The sequence below is a fragment of the Marivita sp. genome (assembly GCF_051251565.1).
Classification (GTDB): Bacteria; Pseudomonadota; Alphaproteobacteria; order Rhodobacterales; family Rhodobacteraceae; genus Marivita.
Window position 1 is genome coordinate 66,416 of sequence record NZ_JBPOFB010000004.1, and the last position, 13,397, is coordinate 79,812.

At 62.3% G+C, this 13,397-nt stretch carries 13 protein-coding genes; 12 read left to right on the forward strand and 1 reads right to left on the reverse strand.

The window, feature by feature from the left end:
• Position 1 precedes the first annotated feature (1 nt).
• The gene (gene argE, locus ACSHXH_RS06985; RefSeq protein WP_435671066.1) at positions 2-1,168 is read left to right on the forward strand and encodes an acetylornithine deacetylase; all 1,167 of its coding nucleotides are present in this window, start codon (positions 2-4) and stop codon (positions 1,166-1,168) included.
• Between the two features lie 112 nt (positions 1,169-1,280).
• The gene (locus ACSHXH_RS06990) at positions 1,281-2,444 is read left to right on the forward strand and encodes a M20 aminoacylase family protein (RefSeq protein ID WP_435671067.1); all 1,164 of its coding nucleotides are present in this window, start codon (positions 1,281-1,283) and stop codon (positions 2,442-2,444) included.
• Between the two features lie 59 nt (positions 2,445-2,503).
• On the opposite strand, the gene rsgA is transcribed toward ACSHXH_RS06990, so the two are convergent.
• Positions 2,504-3,541, reverse strand: coding sequence for a ribosome small subunit-dependent GTPase A (gene rsgA / locus ACSHXH_RS06995; RefSeq protein ID WP_435671068.1), 1,038 nt, complete (start codon positions 3,539-3,541; stop codon positions 2,504-2,506).
• A gap of 217 nt (positions 3,542-3,758) precedes the next feature.
• Between rsgA and ACSHXH_RS07000 the strand changes: the two genes are divergently transcribed.
• The 10 genes from ACSHXH_RS07000 (at position 3,759) to ACSHXH_RS07045 (ending at position 13,278) form a co-directional block, all read left to right on the forward strand.
• The gene (locus ACSHXH_RS07000) at positions 3,759-4,577 is read left to right on the forward strand and encodes a glycosyl transferase (protein ID WP_435671069.1); all 819 of its coding nucleotides are present in this window, start codon (positions 3,759-3,761) and stop codon (positions 4,575-4,577) included.
• 194 nt (positions 4,578-4,771) lie between these two features.
• On the forward strand, positions 4,772-6,034 hold the full coding sequence (gene fabF, locus ACSHXH_RS07005) for a beta-ketoacyl-ACP synthase II (RefSeq protein ID WP_435671070.1): 1,263 nt from the start codon (positions 4,772-4,774) through the stop codon (positions 6,032-6,034).
• Between the two features lie 3 nt (positions 6,035-6,037).
• On the forward strand, positions 6,038-7,198 hold the full coding sequence (gene mltG, locus ACSHXH_RS07010; RefSeq protein ID WP_435671071.1) for an endolytic transglycosylase MltG: 1,161 nt from the start codon (positions 6,038-6,040) through the stop codon (positions 7,196-7,198).
• 37 nt (positions 7,199-7,235) lie between these two features.
• Positions 7,236-7,973, forward strand: coding sequence for a sulfite exporter TauE/SafE family protein (locus ACSHXH_RS07015; RefSeq protein ID WP_435671072.1), 738 nt, complete (start codon positions 7,236-7,238; stop codon positions 7,971-7,973).
• 249 nt (positions 7,974-8,222) lie between these two features.
• Positions 8,223-8,570, forward strand: coding sequence for a hypothetical protein (locus tag ACSHXH_RS07020; RefSeq protein WP_435671073.1), 348 nt, complete (start codon positions 8,223-8,225; stop codon positions 8,568-8,570).
• Entirely contained in the window at positions 8,488-9,855 is a 1,368-nt protein-coding gene (locus tag ACSHXH_RS07025) for a DNA-packaging protein (RefSeq protein ID WP_435671074.1), read from the forward strand. The genes ACSHXH_RS07020 and ACSHXH_RS07025 overlap by 83 nt, the downstream gene beginning before the upstream one ends.
• A 262-nt stretch (positions 9,856-10,117) precedes the next feature.
• Positions 10,118-11,293 carry a phage portal protein gene (locus ACSHXH_RS07030; protein ID WP_435671314.1) on the forward strand — a complete coding sequence of 392 codons (1,176 nt, stop codon included), beginning with the start codon at positions 10,118-10,120 and terminating at the stop codon, positions 11,291-11,293.
• Complete coding sequence (locus ACSHXH_RS07035) at positions 11,286-11,513, forward strand: GTA head formation protein, RCAP_rcc01685 family (RefSeq protein WP_435671075.1); 228 nt, start codon at positions 11,286-11,288, stop codon at positions 11,511-11,513. Before ACSHXH_RS07030 ends, ACSHXH_RS07035 begins: the two co-directional genes overlap by 8 nt.
• An 11-nt stretch (positions 11,514-11,524) precedes the next feature.
• A complete protein-coding gene (locus ACSHXH_RS07040) occupies positions 11,525-12,067 on the forward strand; it encodes an HK97 family phage prohead protease (RefSeq protein WP_435671076.1) in 543 nt (180 codons plus the stop codon).
• 29 nt (positions 12,068-12,096) lie between these two features.
• Positions 12,097-13,278, forward strand: a complete 1,182-nt coding sequence (locus tag ACSHXH_RS07045) for a phage major capsid protein (protein WP_435671077.1) — start codon at positions 12,097-12,099, stop codon at positions 13,276-13,278.
• The last annotated feature ends 119 nt before the right edge of the window (positions 13,279-13,397 follow it).

A 13,397-nucleotide genomic window follows, 5' to 3' on the forward strand; every position in this document is an offset into this window, starting at 1 on the left:
CATGCAAAATCGCCTGACCCCGCGCGCCATTCTTGACCACTTGGTAAAATTTCCGACGGTCAGCCATGACACCAACCTGCCTTTGATCGACTGGGTCGCGGGGTATCTGGCCGAACATGGCGTGCACAGCCACCGGCATATCAAAGCGGATGATCCGACGAAGGCGGGGCTGTTTGCCCATGTCGGGCCTTTGGCCGATGGTGGCGTGGTGTTGTCGGGTCACACGGATGTGGTGCCGGTCGAGGGGCAGCCCTGGACCAGTGATCCCTTCACTGTGACCGAACGGGACGGCAGGTTATACGGGCGTGGCACCACCGACATGAAAGGGTTTGATGCGCTGGCCATCTGGGCGCTGGTCGAGGCGCACCATCGCGGCGTGACCCGGCCCATGCAGATCGCGCTAAGCTATGACGAAGAAATCGGTTGCACCGGCGCGCCGCCGTTGATCGAGGCGATGCAGGGGGTGGTGCCGCGCGCCGACACGGTGATCGTGGGGGAACCGACCATGCTGAAGGCGGTGACCGGACACAAGGGCAGCGTCAGCTACACCCTTCACGTTCATGGGTTTGAGGTGCATTCTTCGGTTCTTCACACTGGCGTCAGCGCGATCATGTATGGGGCCAAACTGATCGAATGGGCCAACAGGGTGAATGACGAAAGTGCCGCCGCGACGCCCGCGCCGGTCGCTGCGATGTTTGATCCGCCCTATACAAATGTGCATGTCGGCGTGATCCAAGGCAGCACCGCGCATAACATCACGGCAAAGGATTGCGAGCTGGTCATGACGATCCGCGTCGTTCCCGGTGAATCGCTGGAGGACTGGGACACCAGCCTGCGCGCCGCTGTGGCCGAGGTCGAGGCGCAAATGCAGGCCGTTCGTCCAGAGACATGGATTGAGGTCACGCCGAACTCTGCCTTGCCTCCGTTCAAGTCAGACGATGCAGGCAGCGCCGAGACGCTTGTACGCCAGTTGACCGGGGATAACGGCACGCAATACGTGTCCTACGGCACCGAGGCGAGCCATTTCCAAATCGCGGGCTACTCCGTTGTGGTTTGCGGCCCCGGTGACATTGCGGTGGCGCATCAGCCCGATGAATACATCACCGTGGCGCAGTTCACCGAAGGACAGGCGTTTATGGAGCGTCTTCTGACGCACCTTTCGGCGTAGGTGGCCTGTGCGCAAAAGGCGCGATGCGCTTTGATCGCCCCTTGAAGCCTGCGGCGCTCTGCGCCACGTTCGAGGCCAGAGACATCATGACATCAACACGAGGATGACCCCCATGCCGGTCAAGAACCGCTTTGCAGAATTGCAGGATGAAATCACCGCCTGGCGACGGGACATGCACGAAAACCCCGAGATCCTGTTCGAGACCCACCGCACCAGCGCGCTTGTGGCCGAGCGGCTTGCGGAATTTGGCTGTGATGAGGTGGTCACCGGCATCGGGCGCACCGGCGTTGTGGGGGTGATCAAGGGCAAGACCGACACAGCCGGCAAGGTGGTAGGGTTGCGCGCCGATATGGACGCGTTGCCGATCCACGAACAGACGGGGTTGGCGTATGCGTCCAAGACGGCCGGAGCGATGCATGCCTGCGGGCATGACGGGCACACCGCGATGCTTTTGGGGGCGGCCAAGTACCTGTCGGAGACACGCAATTTCGATGGCACGGTCGTGGTGATCTTTCAGCCTGCCGAAGAAGGCGGCGGCGGCGGGCGCGAGATGTGCGAAGACGGCATGATGGACCGTTGGGGCATCCAAGAGGTGTACGGGATGCACAATTGGCCGGGCAAACCTGTTGGCAGTTTCTCGATCCGGGCGGGGGCGTTTTTTGCCGCAACCGACCAGTTCGACATCACGTTCGAGGGCCGGGGCGGCCATGCGGCGAAACCGCAAGAGACCGTGGACACAACCGTGATGGCGTCGCAGGCTGTGTTGGCGCTTCAGACGATTGCCAGCCGCAACGCCGATCCGACCGATCAGGTGGTGGTGTCCGTCACCTCGTTCGAGACATCATCAAAGGCGTTCAACGTGATCCCGCAGCGGGTGCATCTCAAGGGCACAGTCCGCACCATGTCGACGGGGATGCGCGATCTGGCCGAAGCCCGGATCAAAAGCATTTGTTCCGGGGTGGCCAACACCTTTGGCGGCACGGTGGATGTGACATATCATCGGGGCTATCCGGTCATGGTGAACCACGACGACCAGACCGCGTTTGCAGCCGAGGTGGCCAAATCCGTGTCGGGTGCCTGCGAAGACGCGCCGCTGGTCATGGGGGGTGAGGATTTCGCGTTCATGCTGGAGGAACGTCCGGGGGCCTATATCCTGGTTGGTAATGGTGACAGCGCGTCGGTGCACCACCCCGAATACAATTTCAACGATGATGCGATCCCGGCAGGCTGTTCCTGGTGGGCCGAGATTGTTGAGCGACGGATGCCTGCGGCGTAAGCGCTCGGTTGTCGTAAGGGGGCCAGGCGGTGGGCAGTGGTCGCCCGCCGTTTTCCTGTTCAGTCCTCGTAGCCGCGTTTGTTTTGGTTTTTTGACGATGTTGCGTCTTTGACACTGCGGCCAAAGGATTTCTGGCGCGCACGGGCGGCGGCGATCGATTCGGAATTGTGCTGGTCCTCGCGCCGCAGTTTTTCCCACCGGTCAAAGCGTGCCTGTTCAAGCGATCCGTCTTGCAACGCGGTTTTGACGGCGCAGCCGGGTTCTGAGGCGTGTTTGCAGTTCGAGAATTTGCATTGGCTGGAGAGGGTCTCGATATCGTCGAACAGCTCTTCCAGCCCTTCGCTGGTGCCAGTGAGCTGCAATTCTCGCATGCCGGGCGTGTCAATAAGCCAACCCCCTGCAAGGGTGGGCCGCAACGCGCGGTGTGTGGTGGTGTGACGGCCTTTGCCGTCATCCTCGCGCACGCCCTGGGTTGCCTCGGATTCGCCTGTCAGGGCGTTGCGCAGGGTGGTTTTGCCAACACCGGACGAGCCCAAAAGCGCAAGCGTCTGGGCCTTGGTGCACCACGGGTTGAGGCGGGTCACATCCTGCGGGTCTTTGGCATTGACGGTGATGGCGATCACCAGCGGTGACAGGGCTTCGGCCTTGCGTTGAAAGCGGTCGGGATCGTCGCAGAGATCTGCCTTGGTCAGGATCACCAGCGGCAGCGCGTTCGAGGCAAGCGCCAGCGCAAGATAGCGTTCCAGCCGCGCCACGTTGAAGTCGGCGTTGCAGCTTGTGACAAGGCCCACCGTGTCGACATTGGCCGCAATGCGCTGGTTGCCGACGGCATGGCCTGCGGCGCGGCGGTTCAGGTCGGTGATCGGATCCAGCCGGTGCAGGGCCGTGATGCCATCGGTCAGCACCCAATCGCCGACGGCGTAGGCTCCGGCGCTGTCGGTTGGGATCAGACGGTGTTCGCCCGTGTCAGACAGCGCAACAAGCTGGCTGCGATGCACCTCGGAGATGCGGGCGGGGATCAGGGCGGCGGTGTCATCGGTGATTTGCCGCGCGAAATGGTCCGACCAGCCGAGGTCGGTTTGAGTATACGAAGTCAAGTCGTTCTTCCTGTCGCAGAGGGGCGCAGCCCGGTGGGGCCTGTTTGGGGGCCAGCGTTCTGGCACAGTGCGGCGATCAGCCTGCTACCCGGAGGGCGCATCCGGTGTTCATGATGTCCTCCGTCAACTCAGCTTGCGATACGTCCAGTATACGGTGCGTGCGGTGCAGCGCCAAGCGGCATCTGGTCATTTGACCGATCCGTTGCTAAGCGGGCGAATGAATTTGCCATCCCCTCCTTCGTCCCGCGCAACTGTGGCCTGCATCAAATGGGGCACCTTGTTTGGCCCTGACTATGTAAACCGGCTTTATTCCGGCGTGCGGCGCAACCTGTCCTGTCCGGTGCGGTTCGTCTGTATGACCGAACATGCCGAAGGGCTGCACCCCGATATCGAGGTGTTGGACCTGCCGGTTGAGCCTTTTGCCGCGCCGATGGCGGCCGCGCTCAAGGTTGCCAATCGGCAGGGCGCGATGCGCAAGGTTTCGCTGTTTCGGCCCGGATTGATCCCCGATCTGGATGGGCCGGTGCTGGGGTTTGATCTGGATGTGGTGATCACTGGATCGCTGGATGATCTGCTGGCGCTGGCACCGGGCGATGTGGTCATGCGGCACGATTGGACCGAGGCGCGCAAAGGGCGGCCCACCGGGCACGGGTCGGTGTTTCGCTATGATCCGGCACTGCATGGGTTTCTCTATGCGGATTTGGCGGCAGACGCCTATGCCGAGGTTGAGGCCGCGCGTGGATCAGAGCAGCGCTATACCTCTCATAAGGCGATGGATAACGGGGTTTTCACCTATATTCCAGAAGATTGGGTGGTGAGCTTTAAGTATGACTGTAACCCGTTTCCGGGCAATTACCTGCACCCGGCGCATCTGCCAACGACCGCGCGGGTGGTGTGTTTTCACGGGCGTCCCAAGATGCCGGAGGCGATTGACGGCTATCGTGGGTCGGTCATTCGCTATGCCAAGCCGACAGGCTGGTTGCAGGAACATTGGGTCGACCGGGCCAAAGCTGATCTTGGCGATCGCTGGGGATAACGCGAAAGCGATGCGTTGACGCATCGTGCGTTTCCGTTGACGGAAACTCTGGGGCGCTACCCCGGACCCCGGGATATTTGGAAATCAAAGACGTCAGGGCGGACAAGAATCTCCTACCTGTGGGCTGAAGTCTTGCGGGTGCTTGCGCGAACGGGGTAAGAGCGGGCAAGTGCAGTCAAGGGAAGGGCACCACAATGCGTCGAGTAGTTGTGACAGGCTTGGGTTTGGTGACACCGCTTGCGGACGGTGTCGAGGAAAGTTGGTCGCGCATTCTGGACGGGCAGTCCGGTGCAGGCACAATTGCCAAGTTCGATGCGAGCCATCTCGCCACCACCTATGCCTGTGAGGTTCCTTACGGGGACGGCACAAACGGCACGTTCAATCCCGATACCTACCTGGACAAGAAAGAGCAGCGCAAAGTCGATGAGTTCATTCTTTTCGGTATGGCAGCTGCGCATCAGGCGGTGCGGGATGCAGATTGGATGCCCGAGGACGAAGGCAGCCGTTTGCGCACAGGTGTGATGATCGGGTCTGGCATTGGCGGGTTGAGTTCGATTGCAGACACTGCGCTGTTGATCCGCGACAAGGGTCCGCGCCGGGTGTCTCCGTTCTTTATTCCGGGCGCGTTGATCAACCTGATTTCGGGCAATGTGTCGATCAAATACGGCTTTAAGGGCCCAAACCATGCAGTTGTGACGGCGTGCTCAACGGGGGCGCATGCGATTGGCGATGCGGCGCGGCTGATCATGTTCGGCGATGCCGATGTGATGGTTGCCGGTGGCGCCGAGGCCGCGATCTGCGAGATCGGGATTGCCGGGTTCAATGCCTGCAAGGCGCTGAGCACCAAGCGCGGCGATGATCCCAAGGCGGCAAGCCGTCCCTATGATGCAGACCGCGACGGTTTTGTCATGGGCGAAGGCGCGGGTGTGGTTGTGCTTGAGGAATACGAGCATGCCAAGGCGCGTGGCGCTAAGATTTATGCCGAGGTGTGTGGCTACGGGCTTTCGGGCGACGCGTATCACATCACGGCCCCCTCCGAGGACGGCGAAGGCGGGGAGCGGTCGATGCGCGCCGCGCTCAGGCATGCGGGGATTGAGCCTGCGGATATTGATTACATCAACGCGCATGGCACCTCGACCATGGCGGATGTGATCGAGCTTGGGGCGGTTGAGCGGATGATGGGCGATGCGGCAGGCAAAGTGACGATGTCGTCAACAAAATCCGCGACCGGGCATCTTTTGGGGGCGGCAGGCGCGATCGAGGCGATCTTCTCGATCCTTGCGATCCGTGATCAGGTGGCGCCGCCGACGCTCAATCTTGACACGCCCGCGGTCGAGACCGCGGTGGACCTTGCGCCCAATGTAAAGCGAGTGCGCAAGATCACCTATGCGCTTTCCAACAGTTTTGGCTTTGGCGGGACCAATGCCAGTGTCGTGTTCGGCAAGGTGGATCGCTAGGTCATGTGGCGTCACATAGCCTCCAATGCGCTGAGTTTCCTTGTCGTTCTGGTGTTCCTGTTCGGCGGTGTGCTGATCTGGGCGCAGAATTCCTACGTGTCGGATGGGCCGCTGGATCGGGCCATCTGTGTGCAGGTGGAGCGTGGGACGACGTTTCGGCGGGTATCTGAGACGCTGGCCGAGGACGGGGCTGTGGCAAGTGCTGCGATGCTGCGGATCGGTGCGGATTATGCGGGCAAGACGTCAGAGCTTAAGGCTGGGTCGTTTCTTGTGCCTGAGGGCGCGTCGATGGAGCAGATCGTCGATATCGTGACCCGTGGTGGGGCGAGCACCTGTGGCACCGAAGTGGTGTACCGGGTGAGCATCAACCGGGCGACCGTTCAGGTGCGCGAGCTTGATCCCGAGACCGGGCGTTTTGTCGAGGTGGCAGAGTTCAACCCGGCAGAGGATGCGGTGCCGGAGGCCTATGCGCGCGTGAAGGCCGAGGTGGACACGCGCTATCGCGTGGCATTGGCCGAAGGTGTCACAAGCTGGCAGATCGTGCAGGAATTGGGCCAGATCGACATTCTGGAGGGTGAGATCGACGAGATCCCGGCCGAGGGGTCTTTGGCGCCAGACAGCTATGAGATCGCGCCCGGAGCCAATCGGTCGGAGTTGTTGGCGCGGATGGCCTCAGCGCAGGAGCGTATTCTGGCCGAGGCCTGGGCGAACCGTCAGGACGGGTTGCCTTTGCAGACGCCGGAGGAGGCGCTGATCCTTGCGTCGATCATCGAGAAGGAAACCGGCACGCCGGATGAACGCTTCCTCGTGTCGAGCGTGTTCAACAACCGGCTAGAGCAGGGCATGCGGCTTCAGACCGATCCCACGGTGATCTACGGGATCACGCGCGGGCAGGGTATCTTGGGGCGGGGTATCCGGCAGAGCGAGTTGCGGGCAGAGACGCCGTGGAACACCTATGTGATCGATGGATTGCCGCCGACCCCGATCGCGAATCCGGGACGGGCGAGCATCGAGGCCGCGCTGAACCCGGATGAAACAGGCTATATCTTCTTTGTTGCCAAGACGTTGGACCCGTCGGACGGGCATAATTTTGCTGTCACTTTGGCCGAGCATAACGCAAACGTGGCAACCTACCGGGCGCTTGAAGCGCAGAGGGACAATTGAGGCGCGTGTCCTCTGACCGGGTAACTTTGCCATGGGTGTGACCGAGCTTGTGTTGATCGGGGCGGTGGTGTTTCTGATCGCGGGATCGGTCAAGGGCGTTGTCGGGATTGGTTTGCCCACAGCGGCGATCAGTATGCTGACCCTGTTCATCGATCCGCGCACGGCGATTGCCGTTGGGCTGGGCCCGGTTGTGGTGTCGAATGCCTGGCAGATCTGGACCATGGGGGACATTCGCGGCACGTTCAAACGCTATTGGCTGTTTGCTGTGGCGCTGGGCGCAAGCGTTTTCCTGACGGTGACCGTGTCTGCGGACGTGTCTGAACGGGTGATCTTTCTGGCGATTGGGATTTCGATCGTTACGTTTTCGGTGCTGCATCTGAATTTCGCCATGCCGCCGATGCCTGATCGGTATGACCGGGCGGCACAGGTTGGGTTCGGGACGGTCGCGGGAATTCTTGGGGGATTGTCGGGTGTCTGGATCGCGCCAATCATCATGTATTTAAGCGCCCGAAACCTGACAAAAGACGAGTTCGTTCGCGCGTCCGGGATGCTGTTGTTCATTGGCAGCGTGCCATTGGTGACCGCCTACGTGCAGCAAGGGTTCCTGACAGCGGAGCTGGGTGGGGTATCCTTGCTGCTGGTGATTCCGACATTGATCGGATTTGCGCTGGGAGCGCGGTTGCGACAGCGGATTTCGAACGAGAAATTCCGAAAAGTGCTGCTTTATGTGTTCCTGCTTTTGGGTCTGAACCTGTTGCGGCGGGGCCTTTTTTGAGGCCAGCGCCCTGTGCCTAACAAAAGCTGAATCACTTCAATTTGTGGTCTGAACATGGGTTTTGCGCCTGTGTGCGGTATACCTTTCCAACTTCTTACCCGGTCGCGCGGCGCGTTAGGCGCTTGTTTGCGACTTTCCTGTCATCTGCTTCGTGCCTGCTAGGCATCAACAGATCACGAGGAACCCCTTTGTGACCTGCCGGTGCGTCGATGGACGGAGATCCATTTAGCACAGGAGGCAGGGATCGAGATGATACTCATCACTGCACAAGAAGAGCGCAGCGCGCTTGAGACCGAGCGCGAGGCGATTGCGCAGGAAATGCGGACCATTCGCAAGATGGTCGCGGACCTGCGGGAAAAGGTGGAGGCCGGAGAGATCGGCACGGCAGTTGAGGCCGCGAAAGCGTTGGCTGATCTGCGTGCGTGGCTGAAACATGCCAAGGAAACGGAGGTTCAGATTGAAAGACATCGCCGAGAACATGCCAGCATTGCGGGGGCTTACGGGCTCGACCTTGATGCGGCGCGGGATGCGGTCGGGTGCCGACTTGATCGCCTCCGTCAGTGTTGCCGAGAGGCACGCGTTTCTGACCAGTCTTGAAGAGGTGGACGGGGCGCTTTTGGCGTTGCCCTACCTGTTCGAGTTCTGGGCCCATCCGCACCAGTTGCCCCCCGAGGGGGATTGGCGCGCGTGGGTGATCCTTGGTGGGCGCGGCGCGGGGAAAACCCGCGCCGGTGCCGAATGGGTGCGGTCCATGGTGGAGGGGGCGCGGCCTTTGGACAGGGGGGCTGCCCGGCGCGTGGCGCTGGTGGGCGAGACATTGGATCAGGTGCGGGAGGTGATGATCTTTGGTGATAGCGGGATCCTGGCCTGTTCGCCGCCCGACCGGAGGCCTGAGTGGCTGGCGACACGCCGGATGCTGCGCTGGCCCAACGGGGCTGAGGCGGTCGCCTGTTCGGCGCATGACCCGGAGTCGTTGCGCGGGCCGCAGTTTGACGCGGCTTGGGTTGACGAGCTGGCCAAGTGGAAGCGCGCGCAAGAGGCGTGGGACATGTTGCAATTCACGCTGCGGCTTGGGGTGCATCCACGGGTGTGCGTGACGACAACGCCACGGAATGTGCGCGTGTTGAAGGATTTATTGGCTGCGCCGTCGACGGCGGTGTCGCGTGCGCCGACCGAGGCGAACCGGGCCTATCTGGCGTCGTCGTTTCTGGACGAGGTGCGCGAGCGCTATGCCGGGACGCGATTGGGGCGGCAGGAATTGGACGGCGATCTGTTGGACCAGGTGGACGGGGCGTTGTGGTCTTTGGACGTTTTGGAACAGGCGCGCTGTTCCGAGGTGCCGGTGTTTGACCGGATCGTTGTGGCGGTCGATCCGCCTGCGGGCAGCACCACGCGGTCGGATGCCTGCGGGATCGTGGTGGCCGGAGTGGTCACGGACGGGCCACCGCAGGATTGGCGCGCTGTGGTGCTGGAGGATGCGTCGGTACAGGGGGTGTCGCCGCTTGTCTGGGCGCGCCGCGCGATCACGGCGATGGAACGCTGGGGCGCGCACGCGCTTGTGGCCGAGGTCAACCAGGGTGGGGACATGGTCGAGGCCGTGTTGCGGCAGGTTGATCCGATGGTGCCGGTGGTGCGGGTGCATGCGTCGAAATCCAAGGGTGCGCGGGCGGAACCTGTGGCGGCTTTGTACGAGCAGGGGCGCGTGACGCATCACGGAGTATTTGACGCGCTGGAAGATGAGATGTGCCGGATGACGCGGCTTGGGTTTCAGGGGGCCGGGTCGCCGGACCGGCTGGATGCTTTGGTTTGGGCGTTGACCGATCTGGTGATTGCGCGGGCGGCAGAATGGCGTGTCCCGCGCGTGCGCACGCTGATGCGCTAAGCGTACGGTATAGTTTCCAGCCGTTAACCTTTGATCGGTAGGTTGGTTTCATCAAGACGGCGCAGAGTGGGACGCGCCTTGGATTTTGACAGAGCGGTGGTTTGGGAGCGTGGCCTGTGCGGGTCACGGACGGGGGCGCTGTGTCTGGTGTGCCAGGGGTCTTTGGGGGCTTGGGCCTTTGGCAAATGGCCGGTCGGGGTGGTTCGAGAGACCGTCCCGACCGTGCCGGTAACGAAATGGATTTGCGAGGAGCATGGGCAGCATGGTGTGGGATGTCTTTCGGCGGGGACGCAAGGAAGTGGCCGAGGTCGAGGCCAAGGCAAGTGCCACCGGGCCGGTCGTGGCCTGGCAGAACATGGGGCGCGTGGCGTGGTCGGCGCGGGACACCGCGTCTTTGACGCGGACGGGGTTTGTCGGCAACCCGGTGGGGTTTCGGGCGGTCAAGCTGATCGCAGAGGCGTCGGCAGCGGTGCCGTTGGTGTTGCAGGATCATGCGCAGCGCTATGAGGTGCATCCGGTGCTGGACCTTTTGCGCAGGCCGAACCCGGCGCAGGGTCAGGCCGAATTGTTCGAGGCGTTTTACGGCCAGCTTTTGTTGTCCGGGGACGGGTATTTCGAGGCCGTGGGCACGGGTGGTGTTCCCGGCGAGCTGCATGTGTTGCGGTCGGACCGGATGAAGCTGGTGCCTGGGCCGGATGGCTGGCCGGTGGCCTATGAGTACGGCGTCGGTGGCAAGGCGCATCGTTTCGAGATGGGCGAGGGTGCCGCGCCTGTGTGCCATGTGAAGGCGTTTCATCCGCAGGACGATCACTATGGGCTGAGCCCGATGGTGGCTGCGGCGCAGGCTTTGGACGTGCACAATGCGGCGTCGCGGTGGTCGAAGGGATTGCTGGACAATGCGGCGCGGCCGTCGGGAGCGATTGTCTATCACGGCACGGATGGTGTGTCGGGGATGGCGACGGATCAATACGACCGATTGGTCGAGGAGATCGAGAGCCATCACATGGGTGCGCGCAATGCGGGGCGGCCGATGTTGCTGGAAGGCGGCTTGGACTGGAAACCGATGGGGTTCTCGCCCTCGGACATGGAGTTCCAGAAGACCAAGGAAGCCGCAGCGCGCGAGATCGCGGTGGCGTTCGGGGTGCCTCCGATGTTGCTGGGGATTCCCGGTGAGGCGACGTTTGCCAATTACGCCGAGGCGCACCGCGCGTTTTACCGCCTGACGGTGTTGCCTTTGGTGTGGCGGGTGTCAGCGGCGGTGAGCGTGTGGTTGTCGGGGCATATCGGGGCGGATGTGGTGCTCAAGCCCGATCTGGATCAGGTGCCCGCTTTGGCGGCGGAGCGCGATGCGCAGTGGGCGCGCGTTGCGCGTGCGGAATTCCTGACCGACGCGGAAAAGCGGGCGCTGTTGGGCTTGCCGGTGTTGGCCGATGAGTGAGCCGCGCGGGGGGTATGAGCCGTTCGATTGTGCGCCTGCGTTGCGGCTGGAGGCGCATGAGCGGGTGACGCAATTGCGGTTCGAGGGGATCTCGGAGCGGTTGGACCGGATCGAGGCGTTGATCGAGCGGCTGGAGCGTCGGGTTTGGATTGCGGTTTACGGCGTTGCGGCGGCGGTGTTGGCGGATGTGTTCCTGAAGTTTGTTCAGGTGGCACCTTGAGGGAGTTTGGGATGGATTTGGAACGGAAGTTTTGCCGGTTCGATGCGGATGTGACGGTGACGGATGGATGCGTGATCGAAGGTTACGCGTCGCGGTTCGGTCAGTGCGATCAGGGCAATGATGTTGTGGCGGTTGGTGCTTATGCCGGGTCGCTGGCGCGGCTGGCAGAGCAGGGGCGCGCGGTGAAGATGCTGTGGCAGCATGATCCGGCGCAGCCCATCGGCATCTGGGACGAGGTGCGCGAGGACGGCACGGGGCTGTATGTCAAAGGACGGTTGCTGGACAGCGTGGCGCGGGGGCGCGAGGCGGCGGCCTTGGTGGCGGCGGGGGCGATTGACGGGTTGTCGATTGGATACCACACCAAGGCCGCCACGAAGGACAAGCAGGGCCGCAGGGTTCTGACGGAACTGGAGCTGTGGGAGGTGTCGCTTGTGACCTTTCCGATGCTGCCCAGTGCGCGGGTGGCGGCCAAGGGGGACGACCCTGAGGCAGAGGGCCTGCGGGAGATGGTGCGCCTCATTGAAGACGCGCGCCGGACATTGGTGGACGGCTAGAGCCGCCCTCTGACTAAGGGAAAATCGGGATGAGTGAGACCGGGACAAGTTCGCGGAGCGGGGAAGATGTGTCTCCGATCACCCAAGTGGGTGCCGCGTTGGCAGGGTTGGTGGGCGATCTGCGCCGCCAGCGGGATGATTTCGACAAAAAGCTACAGGAACAGGAAGAGCGGATGACCAAGATCGATACAAAAGCGGGCTTTGCGGGACGCCCTGCGCTGGCAGGTGGCGTGCCCCTTGAGGATGTGCACTACAAGGCGTTTGACGCCTATCTGCGCACCGGTGATGATGATGCGCTGCGTGGGTTGGAACTGGGTGTGAAATCCATGTCCACGGTGGTGAACGGCGATGGTGGATACCTTGTGGACCCGGTGACGTCCGAGACCATTCAAGGCGTTTTGAACAGCTCGGCATCGCTGCGCGCGGTGGCGTCGGTCGTGAATGTTGAGGCGTCGAGCTATGACGTCCTGATCGACCAGGGCGATACTGGGGCGGGTTGGGCTGACGAGATCGGGGCACGCACCGAGACAGGTACGCCGACGATTGATCGCATTTCGATCAAGCTGCACGAGCTGAGCGCGATGCCCAAGGCGTCTCAACGTCTGCTGGACGACACAGCGTTTGACATCGAGACCTGGCTGGCGGGACGCATTGCCGACACGTTTGCGCGTGCCGAGGCAGGGGCATTCATCACTGGCGATGGCAATGACAAACCGCGCGGCATTCTGAATCATGGGGCGGTGGACAATGATGTCTGGACGTGGGGCAACCTTGGCTATGTGCCGACCGGCGTGGATGGCGATATCGGCAATGGTGATGCGCTGATCGAGCTGGTCTATGCGCTGGGGGCTGAATACCGCGCCAATGCGGCCTTTGTGATGAATTCAAAGACGGCCGGTGCGCTGCGCAAGCTTAAGGACGCGGATGGGCGTCATCTGTGGTCGGACGGGTTCACGTCCGGAGAGCCTGCGCGTCTGCTGGGTTATCCGGTGCTGGTGGCCGAGGACATGCCAGATATCGCGTCGAATGCGGATGCAATTGCCTTTGGTGACTTCCGCGCGGGCTACACCATTGCGGAACGTCCAGATCTGCGCGTGCTGCGCGATCCGTTCAGCGCCAAACCGCATGTCCTGTTTTACGCGACCAAGCGTGTGGGCGGTGATGTGAGCGATTTCGCTGCGATCAAGCTGCTGCGCTTCGCCACTGCCTAAGCGGTGATGGCGGACATGGGGAAGGCGGTGCGGGCCGTCTTCCTCATGGGGCGCGCGCCGGAGTGCCGGCGTTGTCTAGCCGCTCCCTCCGTCCGAGCAACGGCGGCGGCGCGCGTCCG

Coding starts and splice junctions, on each gene's coding strand:
- ACSHXH_RS07020 (WP_435671073.1), top strand. CDS start 8,223: ATGATACTCATCACTGCACAAGAAGAGCGCAGCGCGCTTGAGACCGAG.
- mltG (WP_435671071.1), top strand. CDS start 6,038: ATGTGGCGTCACATAGCCTCCAATGCGCTGAGTTTCCTTGTCGTTCTG.
- ACSHXH_RS07040 (WP_435671076.1), top strand. CDS start 11,525: ATGGATTTGGAACGGAAGTTTTGCCGGTTCGATGCGGATGTGACGGTG.
- ACSHXH_RS07025 (WP_435671074.1), top strand. CDS start 8,488: ATGCGGCGCGGGATGCGGTCGGGTGCCGACTTGATCGCCTCCGTCAGT.
- ACSHXH_RS06990 (WP_435671067.1), top strand. CDS start 1,281: ATGCCGGTCAAGAACCGCTTTGCAGAATTGCAGGATGAAATCACCGCC.
- ACSHXH_RS07035 (WP_435671075.1), top strand. CDS start 11,286: ATGAGTGAGCCGCGCGGGGGGTATGAGCCGTTCGATTGTGCGCCTGCG.
- ACSHXH_RS07000 (WP_435671069.1), top strand. CDS start 3,759: ATGAATTTGCCATCCCCTCCTTCGTCCCGCGCAACTGTGGCCTGCATC.
- ACSHXH_RS07045 (WP_435671077.1), top strand. CDS start 12,097: ATGAGTGAGACCGGGACAAGTTCGCGGAGCGGGGAAGATGTGTCTCCG.
- argE (WP_435671066.1), top strand. CDS start 2: ATGCAAAATCGCCTGACCCCGCGCGCCATTCTTGACCACTTGGTAAAA.
- ACSHXH_RS07030 (WP_435671314.1), top strand. CDS start 10,118: ATGGTGTGGGATGTCTTTCGGCGGGGACGCAAGGAAGTGGCCGAGGTC.
- fabF (WP_435671070.1), top strand. CDS start 4,772: ATGCGTCGAGTAGTTGTGACAGGCTTGGGTTTGGTGACACCGCTTGCG.